This window comes from Pelagibaculum spongiae (assembly GCF_003097315.1).
In the GTDB taxonomy this organism is placed as follows: Bacteria; Pseudomonadota; Gammaproteobacteria; order Enterobacterales; family Pelagibaculaceae; genus Pelagibaculum; species Pelagibaculum spongiae.
The window spans coordinates 14853-31232 of record NZ_QDDL01000012.1 but is presented as its reverse complement, the minus strand read 5'-3'; the positions used below and the strand labels follow the sequence as shown (position 1 = coordinate 31232).

Below are 16380 nucleotides of genomic sequence, written 5' to 3'. Positions count from 1 at the left end.
TATTTACCCCACAAGTTCTTTTAATTTGGATAACGTGGTGGAATTAATCTCACCTTCAACACATTGCCAACCTAAATGGTTGAAAATTTTCTCGGCATCCAATAGCAGATTTTCAACCAGTGCAACTTTTTGCTCCGGCCAGGCAAGTTCGGCTTCAAATACCAAAACGCCCTTCTCATTCATTAATGGATAACCAATTTCCGGAACCGGCAGCTTGCTGGCTAGCAACTGTTGCAAGTGCTCTGATTCCAATAATTCCAGCTCGATAATTTCTTGCCACCTCGGATCCTCTGCCACTTGTAATGTGCCAGATGCTAAAACCAAAGATCTAACCTCACTTCCTTCAGTAAATGCATCAGCCTGTTCAGTGGCTGGCTGCTGCGGATGAGCAGATTCTGAACGTAATGTTTTATAAGAGGTAAAGCTGAAATCAGGTAAAAACTGGCAGATATTCACCAGTTTCCAAAAACCATTAAGTGCCCGTTGGAAACCTTCGTCTTCAACATATCGATCATCAAAACTGACATGCAATCGCATAGAGCGCAGCAAATATTCATAGTTTGACTGATTCTTCACCATGTTGGTCAGTACATGCATCAGCGGGGCTTCTGGCATCACCGCAGCAATCTCAACAATTTGATTTTTTGTAGAGGTCCGCACGGCATCTAGTAAACCGCCGAAAAAGCAGTCCTGACCAGGGCATAGTTCCTGGTAGCGATCCGACGAGGCGTTTTCACGCATTTCATATCCAAAGCGGTGTTTTACCGAATCATCTCGTGATTTCATTAATGCGAGCCAGTAAAAACAGCTAGCAAAGCCTGCTTGCTGGTAAGTTCTGGTCATAGAATCTGGTTGGTGCAACCAGTTTTTTAACAGCATCCAGTTATTTTTATTTTCATAACTGTCGCGCAGTATGGCGTAATTGCCACCTAGCACTTGATGCTGCTTACAGATCTCGTCTTTTTGCTGAATTTCAGAGCGATGCTGAGTAAGAAACTCCACAAAATGGCTATTTTCTGTATTGGCTAAATCATCCCAGCCCAAATTCCAGACCTGATAGCGACCACTGTTCAAGATAGCGGTGCGCTTACGGACGTCATCATCAACAATATCTCTGTGATATTGATAACCATCCAGATAAACCGCCACTGGCTTGCAGTTCATATTACGATTTGCCGGATAGAGCACAAAATCGGCTTCGGTATTTACATGCACACCGTCACTGGCACCTAGGTGGACATGCTGCAACATTTCCCAGGCAATAGTGTCATTGTGTTTAGAAGAAATACTCCAGCCGGCCTTGCCACGCACATAATCCTTATTAACTACAAATTCTTGATTCGATTTGCTCAAGCTATCGATAAACAGATCTTCCAGCTCAGAGTCAGACAGTGACTTAACAGAAATATCTGAAAGGGAATTAATCTGTTTTAACTGACCACCACCATCAAGAATCGATTTCAGTAAATTACTCGCTCGTTCGCGGGAGATAGCGCGCATACGTCCACGCTCCCGGTAAGCGTAAACGCACTTGTAACAGCCGTCCTTGCCATCAAGAACACACTCACAGGCATTTAAATGCTGCAAGGTCATATCCAGTAAACGCAGCAGATTTTCCGGTGTTTGCATAAGTTCTTTTAAGGCACCAGTACCACCAGGAATTGAATCATAAATCACCAGGTAGTAGCGATGGCTAGCACCAGCATCTTCCGGTTCGCGATATACCGTTCCCTTCAGATGATCCACGCTGCCTTTGAAATACAGCTTCATTCCAAGCTGCAAAGCCGCACTCAATGAGGCTTCGGTTACCTCACCAGTAATCCTATTACTGACCGGTAAAAGTATACGAATTGCCTCTGATTCCAGATGACGGTACAGATACAGGCAAGATTCAAACTCTGCTTCTAGTTCTGAATTACGATATTTACATGAAATATCATGTTCGAATTTATCGAATTTATAGGGTTTGCGGACTTTCCCGCAGTCTTTACACACGTCAAAACCGCTTTTTTTCTTTTTCTCACCTGCCACTTCAAAGGTTTCAGCATCATCAATAGCACTGCCAAAGTTAATGTCGCGTAGCGCAACCCTATTTAAATATTCAAAACCAAAAGGTACATCTTGGTTTTCAACCTGATAGGCATAATTAATATGCTCAGGCTCAAAGCTCACCAGCATCTGACGCTGGAAAAACGATGGCTGGCGCATGTCAGAATCATCAGAAATTCTGCTGTCGCGACTGCTGGAACGAGCATAGACTTGACGCAACATCAGCATTTGCATCTTACGATCTGGATCACTCCAAGAGGGATGGCCACACTTAGGGCAGTCAGCAAGATGATCCGTATCCAATTGAACACTATGATTGCAGTGGCTACAGATACGCCAGGTTTCGATTTCAGAGACTTTTAAATCAATCTGATCGATTTCTACTTTGTGGCCACCAGCGTAGAAATGATTTGAAGGCGCAAGCTCAGAAATAGCAGTGGCTGCAGGGCGTTCATATTCGAAAGTTTGGGTATTGAATTTCTGCTCAAAATTTTCGGTATCTTTTGTTTTTTCATGGCGTTCATTCTTGCGCCAGAGTACAGAGCGCAGCGTAATACCTGCTTCCGGGAAAGCATAATTGGGCAACAAACCTTCATCGGTCATAAAATTGAGTGTGTGCTTGGCATTAATTTGCCGTACCAATTTTAATAATGCATCACGCTCTTTGGTCAAATCATCCAGATCTCTCTCATAATTCAGATCTTTTTCTGGCGATTGATTTAACTTGTCAATTTGCCGCTTCAGTTTATCTGCACGGCTCTTTAATGACTTACGATCTTTAACCAATAGCTGCAATGATTGCTGGATCTTTCCTGCCAAACTGTATTGCTGATCATTACCCAAAATAAAAGTACGCAAGTTCTCTTTTGATCCATCGGATAACTGATCAAAAATACCGGTAAACTGATCGAACAAAGATTCTTTTTGGCTTTCAACAAAATTTAGAAAGTTATAAGGATACTGGTCTTGTTTATTCGCTTCAGTCGCATTCAGCATATGCTTAACCATTTTGCTGATAGCTTCAGGGCCAACACCACTCTTGATCCAGCGATCCATACAAAAAGCGGTCAGCTGACGTTGTAAAATGGCCGAAGCATCGAGGAATACTCCCGGTGCAGCCACACTACCCGCCATCATTTCTAGAGGGTCTTGGTAAAAATACAGATCATGAGGATTACCGCCCGCCACGGTCATATTAAAAGCATTGCCGTCCTTTCGTCCTGCACGACCAATACGCTGCAAATAATTAGCTTGTGCCGGCGGAACTGAGCACAGTAATACCGATGATAAATCACCAATATCAATACCCATTTCTAGAGTTGGCGTGGCAGAGAGTAAATTGATATCCCATGGCTGCTGATTTTGGATAAACGAGTTTTCGGTAGCTTCCCGCTCTTTTCGTTCCAGCAAACCGGTGTGCTCAGCAGCATTAACCCGGTGCACCTGAGCCTGTGCCCACTCTTTTTGTAATGGTGCTAATTTTTGGGTCATTGCCCCAAAACACTGATCTCGCTGACAAGGCATACCTTGGTAATAATCCAGAGCCTTTTTTGCTACTACTTGAGTCTCGTTACACTGATCACAACCAATAACATCTACTTGTTGGCGAATGAACATGGCATTTGGATCGATCGCCCAAACTTTTTCGTCCTTAGCATCGAAATCATTTACCACCCCACACCGCTTTAACTGGCGCATAGCGCTGCTGTAAATGGTGGTGGTATGGTTACTAATTAATAAGTTTTGTTCTTTTTCAAAACATTTAACTACCCATTGCTGATGCCAACTGGGGCGGTTTTTTGAACCAAGTAAATTGTCGAAATTGGGGGTTTTTCCAAAACACAAAAATGCTGGTGTTCGGGTTTTCTTACCCCAATTTGGCATAAAGCGTGAGGTAAAGAGATTAACCTTGGTTAGCCGGTAAGTTTCACCACCATCTTCTATATAAGCTTTTAATGCATCGTGATAAACCGCACCTTTATGACGCATTTGTTGCAGCAGACCAAGTAAAAAGTGCTGCACATCTTGGTCGTTGACACCACAGTACTCTGCGCCCAGCTCCTCAGTGAGCTCTGCATGTAAGCGAGAAGCGATTTTAAAGAAATCATCATCACAGAAATCAATCGCCAGCTCATGACTACGTTCCAGAGTACGGCCAAACTGTGAACGCATTCCCAGCTCGCTAATGACCTCCCAGCTCAAACGGAGCCCCACTAGTTGTGCCAGGTTGCTTTCCCTGCCCAGCTTGCCATTACCTTCATGGTCAATCAGCTTACGGTAGTCATCTAACCACTCCATATTGGGCGCAATAAAATTCGCCACAAAATGTTCATCGCTACCTGACTGCAGCTGACCGTGTTTTATTACATGATCCGTTAATTCTGCCGCACTAATGCCGTCATGCTGGCTGGCAACATTCCCGATATGACCACGAACCATTAAAGGCCAGGTCCGTGCGGTAAAAAAGCCCGCTCTATGGGCTGCATCCTGTACCGAATCAGAAAATGCAATCAGTTTTTTATTGTCGTTAAACCGACTGGCATAGATCTGGTTGATCGCTACGCTGGATAAAGTAGCCGCCCGGGCACCCATTACTGACAGGCCATTATTGCTATGGCAACAAGGGCAGCGGTTTTTAAATTGCGGTCCATGTTTTTCAGAATCACTAATTAAATCCGGAATAAAGATCCGTACTAATTTAATTTGTTCACACTGGTTACAGTGGCTGGCGCCATCTCCATTTAATTGCAAACACTGGCAGCATAATTTCATCACCCGAGCTTTTTCAGGTGCTTTGGTATCATCAGCTAGCGGAAATAGAATTCGGATATTATGATTTCTAGCAAAAAACATCCGGTAAAAAGCATCAATATCGGTTTCGGGGGTATCTTGAATGCCGTTGAAAAAAGTGCCCCACCCCGTTACATGGCAGTCACGGCAATTAATTACCGGTAAATAGTGCTGCTCTAGGTCATGGGCCAGATCATCGACAAAATTCAGTTCAGGCTGCAATGCAACGCTGGCTACCAAGCGACGTAGTTCACGTAGCCATAATTGATGACGAACTTGTAGTAAAGGCAATACCGGACGGGGATTGCCTTTGGCAACACGTTCTTGCTGGCTGGAAGGTGTTTCAGCTATTGGGCTTCTGGCAACCGATACCAGACTGACAAAGCTGTCAATCACCTGCTCAGCTTGATACTCATTTATTGCTAGCGCCGGGCTGACCTCGGCCACTAATGAACTAATATTTCTCAGCTGGCTATCGAGCATTTGCAGCAAACTTTCGAAAAAGCTGTGGTTTTTAATTGCTTGACCCAAAGCAATCCGATCAGCACATCCCTGATCACTTTCCAGATTATTATCCAGCGTCAGTTTTAGTTCAGGAAACCACAGCGCAATCTGTCGGTTCAGATAGGCCACTTCATTTTTTTCTATTCCAGTAACCGTCTGATAATCTAGTCTTTGTAGCTGATCTATTCCTGGGTAGGCAAAGTAACAAGTTTGCTGTCCCAATAAATATTCACTGTAGTGATAACGGTCTTCTTTAATGACTGCATTTTCATCAAACTGGCTGTCGAAAATATTGCCGGCAAAATCCAGCAATGGTTGAAGTTGATCACCCACAGTAGCCGAGGTACCAACACAGGCAAAGCTGTCATCTTCAACACTTAGGTGATATTTCAGGCGGCGAATTAAACACGCTAAGTCAGATCCTTGGGCACCATCAAAAGTATGTAGTTCATCCACCACCAGATACTGCAAAGTGCCAGGCTGATTATGCTGCCATAGGCTCTGATCTTCAGGCCGCATCAGCAAATAATCGAGCATTTTATAGTTGGTAAGTAAAATATCTGGTGGTTCTTTCCGCAGAGCTTCCTTATCAGTAATCACTTGTTTGGCGGTCATTTGGCTACTATTTTCATCCGATGAATCACCACCGACAAATAGTCCAACACTCACTTTGCCCGTTAGCGCTGGGTTTTCAGCAATTACCTTAGCAAAGCGTTTTGCTTGGTCAGTAGCCAAAGCATTCATCGGATAGATGATGATCGCCTTGACTCCCTTACTATGACCATGCTGACTATTGCTTTCAGCGCAGGCATTCACGATTGGGTACAGAAAACACTCAGTTTTACCCGAGCCGGTACCGGTAGCAACCAGTGTTGATTGTGGTGGTCGCTGACCTAACCTCTGATAGGCTTGTGCCTGATGGGCATAGGGTGGAAAAGGTAAATTAAAATGCTTAAAAAATTGTAGTGATAAATCACTTTGACGAAATGGCAACTGAATCGACAGATAAGGCCCTTTAACCAGATTTTTTTTATTATTTAAAAATGTATCCATCATTGAATAATCTGGCTGGTTAAAGCACGGGCTATTCATAGTAAACGCTGACTTTACATATTTCTGCAGGCCGCTAATGACCTGTTGACTCAGTACTGAGGGTAACACGCTAATCCCCTGTTTTTATTTGATTGATCCCAGGTGCTGCCCGGAAATATTCTGAGATAGCGATATCTCAACCTAACATCAGGCGGCCATACCAACAATTACTGCTTTGGCGGGAGAATGATTCCTCAAAAGCGTTAAGCAGCGCTTTTGAGGTAATGCCACCAATGTGAATTTAATTCAGTATTTTTCCTGATAACCTCGTCAGGAATTGACGAGGCTCAGCCATAGGAAGGTAATTTATGCTTACCCTCCCATTTTTATTTACTAGTCTTTGAGCCTCTGCTCAAAATTGGCCCAGACTTCCTCGTAATCCAGCTCTCGGCTGCATTTATCAAACGGGGCGATATATTCAATGGTGCGCTCTACTTCACCGCCGGGCAGAGTGTTATCGATAAAGGTTTTACTGACGCTACCGCGCTGTAGATCGCAGATGTTTTCCCAACCAATTTTGCCATGGGTTTCAAACCATGGTTGCTCTTCAGAACCCTCTCCTTTGGTTTTATCAGCAAGCACACCATCGATGACTGATATGCTATAACTGCCGTTTTTCTTAAACTTTCGGTCAAGCCCAACCCCCACCAAACCTTTGGAAGCGGTAAAGACAATTCGTCCATTGCGGTCATACCAGGTATCGGCTTCATACTGGCGCATTACCGGGAACTGAACCCGATAAATGGTTTTGAGCTCTTCCAGCGTCATTTCCAATGCCATAGCCACCAGCACATCAATCTCAACCAATGCTTGGCGACGCGCATAGTCAGAGCGTAACGCACAATTACGCTGCCATTTGGGCGTTATGTCTTTAAGAAGCTGATTAGAAAGACGAAAATCTTTTTTTAACCAGTAGTTATTAAAAGGTAGGTGCTCAAATAGACTTTCCCAAAGTTCTTTGTAATCAATAGTTAATGTTGTGAGTAATAAAAATCGCCTTACGATCTCTTTAGCATATTTGCTGTTTTCAATTAGAGGAAAGTCATCTAGCATTTGATGGAGGTTAGCTTTGCCCGTTGATTTACACATAAAATCAAATGGTAAAGAAGCTGCTGCTGCTGCCACAGTAGTTAATAAAAAATTATCTTTGAAAACGTAAGTACGTACTGCGTTAGTATGCGACGTCCCTTTTAAAGAGATCATTCCTATCAAAGTTCTTTCTTGAGTTGGATTTAACATACCTCTTAGCGCTAACCGATAATAATCCGTTACCGGCCTTGGGTTGGGTTTATCTTCAGGTTTGCTACCAGCGGCTTGCCATTGTTGTAGGTCTGCATCATCGATCCATGGCACTTTTGGCGTACGCTTTAGATACTCAGCAGCATCACAAGCTGGTACATAGTTGGTACGTGGCAAATAATCATCAGGCAGATGGGTTAAGTCCAAGACATCGTAATCACTATTTAACTTACAAGAGGCTCTGGGCGTTTTATTAAATGGATTGCCAACGAAAAAATGAGGTCCAGATAATACCATTTGGCTAGTTTTTCTGCTGAAACCTGTTTTTCTTTCAATAGTTTCATCTTTTTGAGCATTAGTTTCATGCCACATTTCTAAAGACAAATAGGTGCCAGATAAATTAGCTAGCTTATGTGGCTGCTTTGCAAATTTTCGCAGTACTGATATTAATTGTTTTGTATGCAAGGAAGGCAAGCGAGCAGCTTCAAGCTTTGTGCCTTCTACATCATACAACGCTGCAAATAGTGAAAGAGTTTCATTGTCAATAGTGATACAGCGTTCTGTATGGCCTTTAGTTTCCCACTTATTATCTTCACACTTTATGGTTGGAACCATACCATGACAACTTGTATGGCATTGGTCGATTGTATCTACTGCAAAAATGTTAGAAATATGTAAAAATTCAATATATTCACGATCATATGAGTAAATATTAGAGCTAAATTTTGCATGGTGGTCCACCTCTGCAAATAAGCTCAGCTCATTTTGCAGTTGGAAATGTGCTCTTAAGCGAGGGTATATTTTTTCTCGAAAAGTACCACCTTTAGGATCGTCATAAATTCCTTCTGGGTGCAGGAAACCACTCACTCCCTGCTGGTTTCCAATCATCCAGGATTGCGGCAAAAAGCATTTATATAAATTGGTTTGAATGCCTTTTAAATCTGGATAGTTTACTGCGCCATTCAAGAAGTTTTTAGTTGCGGCATCACCTTGATACTCTTGCAGATAAGCGGCCTGCAAGTTAGGAATGTTCTCAAAAGTCTCTGCACGAAGATTATTTAGTTTGGACGCACTGAGTTTGCGAATGACAAATGATGGTTCATAGTCGCCCAGTATGCCACCTTCTTCCCATTCAACCTTTAGCCATGGCGGGTTACCAAGAATCAAATCAAAACCGCCCTGGTCATGGAAAATATCAGCAAACTCCAGCTCCCAATGGAAGTATTTATACTGGCCTGCCAGCTGATTGATAATTTTAAGCTGTGGTATTGCCTGCGTCAGTACCAAGCTGGGTAGACCTTTTTCAAATAAAGCCTGGCCTTTGATGTGATTGGCAGAAGCTGCTGCAGTTTCATTGAACTGAGATGCTGGAGCGTCAGCTTGCTGTTCGCTCGGGCTCTGCTCGGCCAATTTGCCAAATGCCAGTATTTCCAACTGGCTCAGCCAGGCTTCACGATTGGGCAGTAACCCGGCCTGATCAATCGGCCAGAACCAAAGCGCACACCAATAATTCATAATGGTTTTTAGCTGCAGATAGGCTGGGCTATTGGCCTGTTGCAGCTGGCTGTCTTTGCTGCTGGTGTCACTGGCATAGCTTGAGACGGTGGATTCTGGCCAAACCTGCAGATTATCCGTCGTTTGCTGGCGGAACTGGCGGCTTTGTTTAACCCAAGCTTGCCATAACAAATCGATTTGTTGTGACAGCTGTTGCAAACGCTGCTTTTCCAGCTGATTAAAGCTTTTGCAAAAATCCTTGCGCCAGCTGGTAATGGTTTTTATCTGCTCTGCCTTAAGGCCTTTGACCACCTTGTCTTTATAATCTGCCATGGCACTGTCTGGCAGCAAAAAGTGATACACCTGCTGTGCTGGTTGCTGGTCAAATGCCAGAGGTTTTGGCGGCAGGTTAAGCCAGCTGGGATCTTTGGCTTTTTTATACTCAAGATCACCGGTTGAGAACACCTGGCGCCGGGCACCAATCAGTGAGTTACCGTTAAACAACTGAAAACCGAACCAGGGGACAAAAGCTTCATCGCTAATGGCATTCAACCATAACGATACTTCAGCCAGTTCTACCGCCACCGGGTTTAAATCGACGCCGAATACATTGTTATCGGCAATAAACATTTTTACCCGCTGTAATTCCCGAGTGTAATCTTCCTGAGGAATTCGCTGATCTTGGGCTTGTTGTTTCAACTCCAGATATTTTTCTGCCAACTGGTTAATGGCTTCATTCAAGAACGCCGCGCTACCCATCGCTGGCTCGCAAACCTTGAGTTGTAAAATACGCTCGGCTTGCGCGGCGGCACTGGCTTTATCATCAGATTGTTCCAATGGCTGCAGCTGAGTTTGATATAACTCTTTCAGCGCGTATTTGACCAGAGATTTGGTCAATACTTCCGGGGTGTAGTAAGAGGCCGATTTCTGACGGTCACGCCCGGCCATCCGATAGATAAAGCGACCTTTGGCATGTTTAACTAGCGCGCCTTTGTTAGGGCCACTTTGGTAAAACACTTTTTCATTTTCATTGTATTCCGGCAACTGCTCAGCGGTGACAAAATAACCGGTATCCAGTTCGCTGGGTTTTTCATCGGCTTTTTTTACTTCAAACAGATCTTTCTTGGCAAAAAAACCACGGTATGACAGCAGTGCTTCATACACTGCCCCCAATTGGTTAATACCCAGCTGAGCATAGGAAATACGTCCGCGACGCTGGCCACGGCCAGATTTTTCCCGGCTTAGCGACATCAATTCGATAATCCGCTGCAGCACCTGGTTGGGAAATACAATATTGCGCAAATAAGCCATACCACTGTCGTCAAACAGGTGACTTTCCAACTTGCGCATGGAAAAGCTGTTAATTAGCGTGCCGTGTTGTTGTTGGAACATCTCATCTTGTGGAGTGTGTTCCTGGCCAGAAAAGCCCTGGCTGACCAGCTTGAATAGCATTTGCAAACTGTCATGCAGGTAGCGGCCATTGCGCGACTCGTCACTGGTGAGATCGATCATCTCTAGTTCACGCAACGATTCCAGGCTGTAGCCCTTGAGGTAGATTTCAGAGTCAATCGGCGCATAACGCAGTTCCGGCCGTGCTTCGACATAAAACAAAAACAACAACCGATACATATAGCGCAGACTTTCCCGCGACAACTGATCAGGGTTGATATTTTTGCCGCCATCGTAGGTAAAGCCTTTTTCCAACAGTTGCCTGGAGGCTTCATTACCCAACAATTCGATAGATTCACGCAGTGCGTATTTCAGGTCTTCTGATACGGAGAAAGCATGTTTATGAGAAGATTCATCCAGCGTGTCTAGCAGGCTACTGCCCTGTTGCGGGCAGATTGAGTCTTTGTGCAGCAGTGCTGCCATTGCCTTTAGCGTATTCGCTTCACGACGGCCAAGAATTTCTTCAATATCGAATCGCAGCAAACGGTTTTGTGCCCATTTGGTGCGATCAAGCAATAAACACTGGCGATTACCTAGCAGTAAAACCCAACGTGGTGGCTCGATGGCGCTAAATATTTTTTTCGACAGGATTTCCTGCCAGTTTAATGAGTGTTTTTGGCCTTTGTCATTACTGGAAAATACCCCGCGTGATTCTTCACTAATATTTTTTAACTGTTCTGGTAATAAAGGCAGAGATAAAGGATCAGCGCAATCGTCGTTAGAGAGATCATGGGCTTCAACCACCCATAAAAGCGGTGCATTATGGGCATCATTGAAAGCTGCCAGCACTGGCAACTCACCCTGATCAAGTGGGACGGTTACCGGTTTAAATTGCTCATTGGCAGGAGAAAAATCCATTGCGGCCAATATGGGCTGCCAGCGTAAACGTTGATTGGCCAATCGCCGAACGGGATCAGTTTCTTTGCGATGCTGATTGAGTAGCTTAAAAAAACCACCGGAAGCACTACTTAATCTAGTGACCGGCGAACGATAACCGGCAGGTGGATTGCCACCCTTATCACGCTCTTGGCGTTCTGCTTCTCGGGCATTATTTTCCTGTTCCAGCCATTGTCCTAGCAGATCCTTGAGGTCATTAACAAAAATTTCACTCAAGTAATGGTGGGAATAAAAATCGTTTTCGTTGCTAATTCCTACCAGTGCCATAACTAATATCCTTCTGAGCCGGTTAATACCGCCACCAGCTGAATATACGGCTGGTCTTCGGTGGTCATAGTGTCTTGTATCCATTGCTGGTATTCATCAAATACCTGCTCAATTTCTCGCTGGCGCTGTTCTTTACGTCCTTCTACCAAGTGCTGTGCTTGCTTGTTATCGGCAAAATTCAACTCCAGCTGACTTATCTGTTTGGATTTTAATTTGGATAACTTTGTTAATTGCTGCTCTAGCTGTTGGCTTAATTCTTTATCAACTTCATTGCGCCGGGTTTTCATCCATGGCTCAGCCATAGCAATTGCTGTTGGTAGTAAATCTTGCTGGCGCTCATGATTGCGCGCTCCGCCTTGGTTAGTGATGACGTCAATATGAAACGGATGCTGCTCTACGAACTCTTCAAATGGTTTGATTTCGGATAGATTTCCTCGATCAAAACTAACCACTAACCACGGGTTAACGACTGGGTGAGATTTACGATTAGGGAATAAGCCACTGAGAATAAAATGATCTTCTTCTGCTTGGAATATTTTCGTGATACGTAAAACAGGTGCTTGGTGACGGCCAAAAGCACATAACATTTTATCGTTTAGCCATTGTGCAACAGGATTGATTGGCCATAAATACTGGATCTTTGGCCATGCTGTTTGTTCACTACGGCAGTTTATGATTTCCTGATTAACCAGTTCCGTTTTATGGCTAAAGCGCAACATATGATGGTTGTCTTTATTGGGCTGAATTTCAGGTGGTAAAAACTTAAAACGCTGGCGTAAGTCTTGTGGTGCATATAGCGACAGGACTTGTTGGCTGCTATCAACCTCATAATTCAGCGTTTGGTTAAGTGATTTTAGATATTTTAATGCCTGTTGGCTGTAATCCATATCGTTTTTGAATAGAGACATTTCCTGAACAGCTTCCTGAGGTTCAGGTTGATGTGCTGTATTGGCAAATAGTGCGGCTAATGGATCTTGCTCAGTGGTATTTTGAGTGTTGTTTTCAAATAGCGCATTTAATACTGCTGCTGGGTCCTGATGGCCATCGTTACTCATCACATCAGCAACTTGCTGCTCTTCTTCTTCGATGCTGTAACGCCGAGTAAATTCTGAGCTATCGCCAATATTCTTTTGTGCTTGTTCGTCTTTTTCAATCAAGACTTCCAACACTCGCATGTCACCTTTAATTTTGCCATTGTCACTTTTGGTGAGCAGATAGCGAATTTGAGGCTGTTGCTGTTGGCCATAGCGATCGATACGACCGTTACGTTGCTGAAAAGCCATCAACGACCAGGGCACATCGAAATGGATCATCTTATGGCTTTGATGATGCAAGTTAATACCTTCTGAAGCGACATCTGAGCACACTAGCAAACGAATAGGGGCACTTTCTTTGCCAAAGTCCTCAACAATCTGCATGATTTCAGTATCTGGCATGCCGCCGTGCATGGCTTGGATGGACTTATCTGAAAGCTTTAAATCATCTTTTAAGTTTTGGAATAAAAAATTTAATGTTTTAATACTTTCGGTAAAAATTACTAATCGATCACTTGAATTATTCTTTTTCCAAGAAAAATCTTTTTTAATAGTATTTAATAGCGAGTGATATTTACTAAAACTATTTTTATCGATATTTTTTAATGCACCGGCAAATGATTCCAGTTCATTAATATCGCACTGTAACTCCGAATCATCTCGGCGTTGTAAATTTTTGATGCGATTTTCGACTGTCGATAAACATGCCATAGGACTGGAAAAGAGTGCTTTTTCAAGAGTAACCTTGAATAGGCGACTGGTATTACGCTGACTGTCCATTGCTGCCAGTTCCAGATCAACCAGACGGCGATAAGCTTCCTCTTCTTCCAGACTGGCTTCACTGTGGATAGGTTCGATGTGGCGCTCGGGAAAGGCTTGTTTCATCTGATCTTTAACATCTTTTTTGAAACGTCGAACTACCAGATTTTTGTCTTTGAAATCGTCATACTGATAATCAGATGGATTAGCTATTGCCGTTGCATCTAGCATGTTTACCAGACTGGCAAAACTTTCTGCTTTTCCATCATGCGGTGTTGCAGAAAGCATCACTAACGTATCACTACGGCGGGCTAATAGCCTAGCTAGCTTACTACGCTGCGAGCCTGTACCCCGCTCTGCCACATTATGCGCTTCGTCGATGACGATAATGTCCCAATAAGCATTCTCTAGATAATGGCGGTATTCGACATCTTGTTTGATGGTATCAATTGAAACAATGGACTTATCGTAATAATGAAATGGGTTGTGATTGGTCGGTACCCTATTACGAATTTTCTGAATGCCAGTTGAATCAAGACGGGTCAAAGGAATAGCGAAACGAGACCAAAGCTCTTTCTGAAATTGAGTCAACATAGACTTTACGGTAAGCACTAAGATGCGTTTGCCTTTACCGCGACGAATTAATTCAGATACTAGAATGCCCGCTTCTAGAGTTTTTCCCAGGCCAACTGCATCAGCAATTAAAATTCTTTGTCGAGGCTGTTGGAGTGCTATTTTTACTGGATCGAGCTGGAATGGTAGTGGGTCCATCGCTGCTTTGTGACCAAGATGAACTCGCTGATCAGTAGGTAAACGCTGGCGCAGCATGCTCTCGATATACAGGCGCGAAGTTAGATAAGCTGAAGACTCATCTTCTACTAGTTGAGTTTGTGCAGGATCGAGAACATCGATCTGTTGCTCCAGATTAGTTAAAAATCTGCCCTGCTTACCATTTACAAGCTCTGAAATACCTTCGCAAGTCAAAAGATATCCACCATCTGATGTGGGATCGACCTTCTGGATCACCCATTCAGTATCTCTAACGACTACCCGCATACCCGGGGCATAATTGGTTTGCTTATTCGCCATGCTGATACTCATATCATCCGGCTTTGAGCGCCGAAATTTTCGTTAAATAATTGATGGTGGGGTGTTTTTAAATTCAGTTATGACCAAGCTGCGTTATGAATTGCACGAACTTAGGGTTAACTGTTGATAGAATTGACTGCCTAACTAATGCATTAGAAAAATAGGCAGTCATCCCTAGAATCCGCAGAAGTGCCACCACCTGCAAAACAGACAGCTATCTTAGCAGAAGCCACTAAATACGATATAGAACCAAAGCAGTAAAAAAACCGCCAAAGGCGTTAAAAGCAGTGACTTGATAAATGGCATTGGTTCATAGCGGTATAAATAATCTGGTAGTGGTGCCAACCCCCCCCCTGAATCAGTTGAAAAAATTCAATAAAAAATTGACTGACACGATAGCTAATAAGCCAAAAATCAGCAATATTTCATTGATTATTGCGACATAGCCCTATCAAATCATACAAAAAATGAATGTAAAACTCATGTATTCGGAAAAACAAATAGCTTGTTGGCTAGCAACAGACAATCGATTGGAGAACAGGTCTACGTAGCTGGTTATTCAAAGAAAAAAATTCTTTCTCTGCATCCTCTATTGAAGCTACCACTTTAACGACAGTTTTTCAGGAAGGCATTAAGGCACTTGAGGCTGGAAATTTTGAAAAAGCGGCAGAGTATTTTGAAATTTCAAGCAAGGGCGGGAACCTCGATGCTGAGTTTAATTTGGGATTAATGCATTTCAATGGATTGCATTTTGAAAAATCTCAAGCGGCAGCATTTGACCTAATTTTAAGAACGGCAGATAAGGGGCACCCCAGAGGTAAGTCCACAGCAGGAAAAATGCTTATCTCGGGTGATGGTGTGGAGAAAAATGAAGTAATGGGGATTGGTTATATTCTTGCATCTTTGTCTAATGATCATGATGGCCTGATTAGAGAACCTGAGCAGCAAGAAAGCACACGAAAGTTGATTGATAAATGGATTCAAGAGTTTGGAGTAGCGCCGGGGAGCATTTTATTTGCGCTAGATAGACTTTCCCAAAAAGACCAAGAGCTAATACGTCAAGCTAGAGCAGCTGTAAGAACAGAGGAAATTCAAGATTGTGTAAGTGCTGCGATCTCAGGATATGGAATATCAATTATGTTGGCAGGTCACTATCGATTATATTGCGATCTGACAAACAAAATTGCAGCGATAATTAGAGTTAGATCACAAGATATTCATGCAGTATTGCAAGTAGAATTTGATCTAGAGAAAAAACAAGAACAACGGACTGCAACATTTCATGTCGCTGCACTGTCAGGGCAGAGAACAGCTGAAGTAACTTCGGTTATTGCCAACCCAAAAAATATGTATTCTAGAATTGATACTCATGTAGCCAACAGCTACCCAGGAATTGAAAAAGCAGAGGTTACAAAGAAACTCAGCCAAGATGTTCGGTCTAGCTTACTTGCACATGATAAAATTGCTATTAACGAACTAGCGACGTTGTGCGGGCTGTTAGTCAGCGAAAAATCGTTACAAGAAAGTAAGAATATAATTGTTTTAAGAAAAGACAATATAGATATTTTGCAAAGTACAGAGGGTAGATTAAAGCAGATTGAAAACCTTGCTTCTGACGATTCTTCTGCCCGCTACCGGCTAATCATAGATTGGTTAAAATAATGGAAGTTCATTCGCCTGCGACAAGCTCATGTTGCAGGTGAGTACTAGCAGAACG

General features: G+C 43.3%; 4 protein-coding genes. 1 reads left to right on the top strand and 3 read right to left on the bottom strand.

The genetic code is table 11. From position 1 onward, the window contains the following. Nucleotides 1–3 precede the first annotated feature (3 nt). The 3 genes from DC094_RS19330 to DC094_RS19320 form a co-directional block, all read right to left on the bottom strand. On the bottom strand, nucleotides 4–6504 hold the full coding sequence (locus DC094_RS19330; RefSeq protein ID WP_116688776.1) for a DEAD/DEAH box helicase: 6501 nt from the start codon (nucleotides 6502–6504) through the stop codon (nucleotides 4–6). A gap of 264 nt (nucleotides 6505–6768) precedes the next feature. Next, complete coding sequence (locus DC094_RS19325) at nucleotides 6769–11781, bottom strand: Eco57I restriction-modification methylase domain-containing protein (RefSeq protein ID WP_116688775.1); 5013 nt, start codon at nucleotides 11779–11781, stop codon at nucleotides 6769–6771. 2 nt (nucleotides 11782–11783) lie between these two features. Continuing rightward, a complete protein-coding gene (locus tag DC094_RS19320; protein WP_241504095.1) occupies nucleotides 11784–14663 on the bottom strand; it encodes a DEAD/DEAH box helicase in 2880 nt (959 codons plus the stop codon). A 720-nt stretch (nucleotides 14664–15383) separates the two neighbouring features. Between DC094_RS19320 and DC094_RS19315 the strand changes: the two genes are divergently transcribed. After that, nucleotides 15384–16325, top strand: coding sequence for an SEL1-like repeat protein (locus DC094_RS19315; RefSeq protein ID WP_133245630.1), 942 nt, complete (start codon nucleotides 15384–15386; stop codon nucleotides 16323–16325). Nucleotides 16326–16380: the final 55 nt, after the last annotated feature.

Excerpts from the sequence above, each read along its gene's own strand:
- DC094_RS19325 (WP_116688775.1), bottom strand. The coding sequence starts at position 11,781 with ATGGCACTGGTAGGAATTAGCAACGAAAACGATTTTTATTCCCACCAT.
- DC094_RS19320 (WP_241504095.1), bottom strand. The coding sequence starts at position 14,663 with ATGGCGAATAAGCAAACCAATTATGCCCCGGGTATGCGGGTAGTCGTT.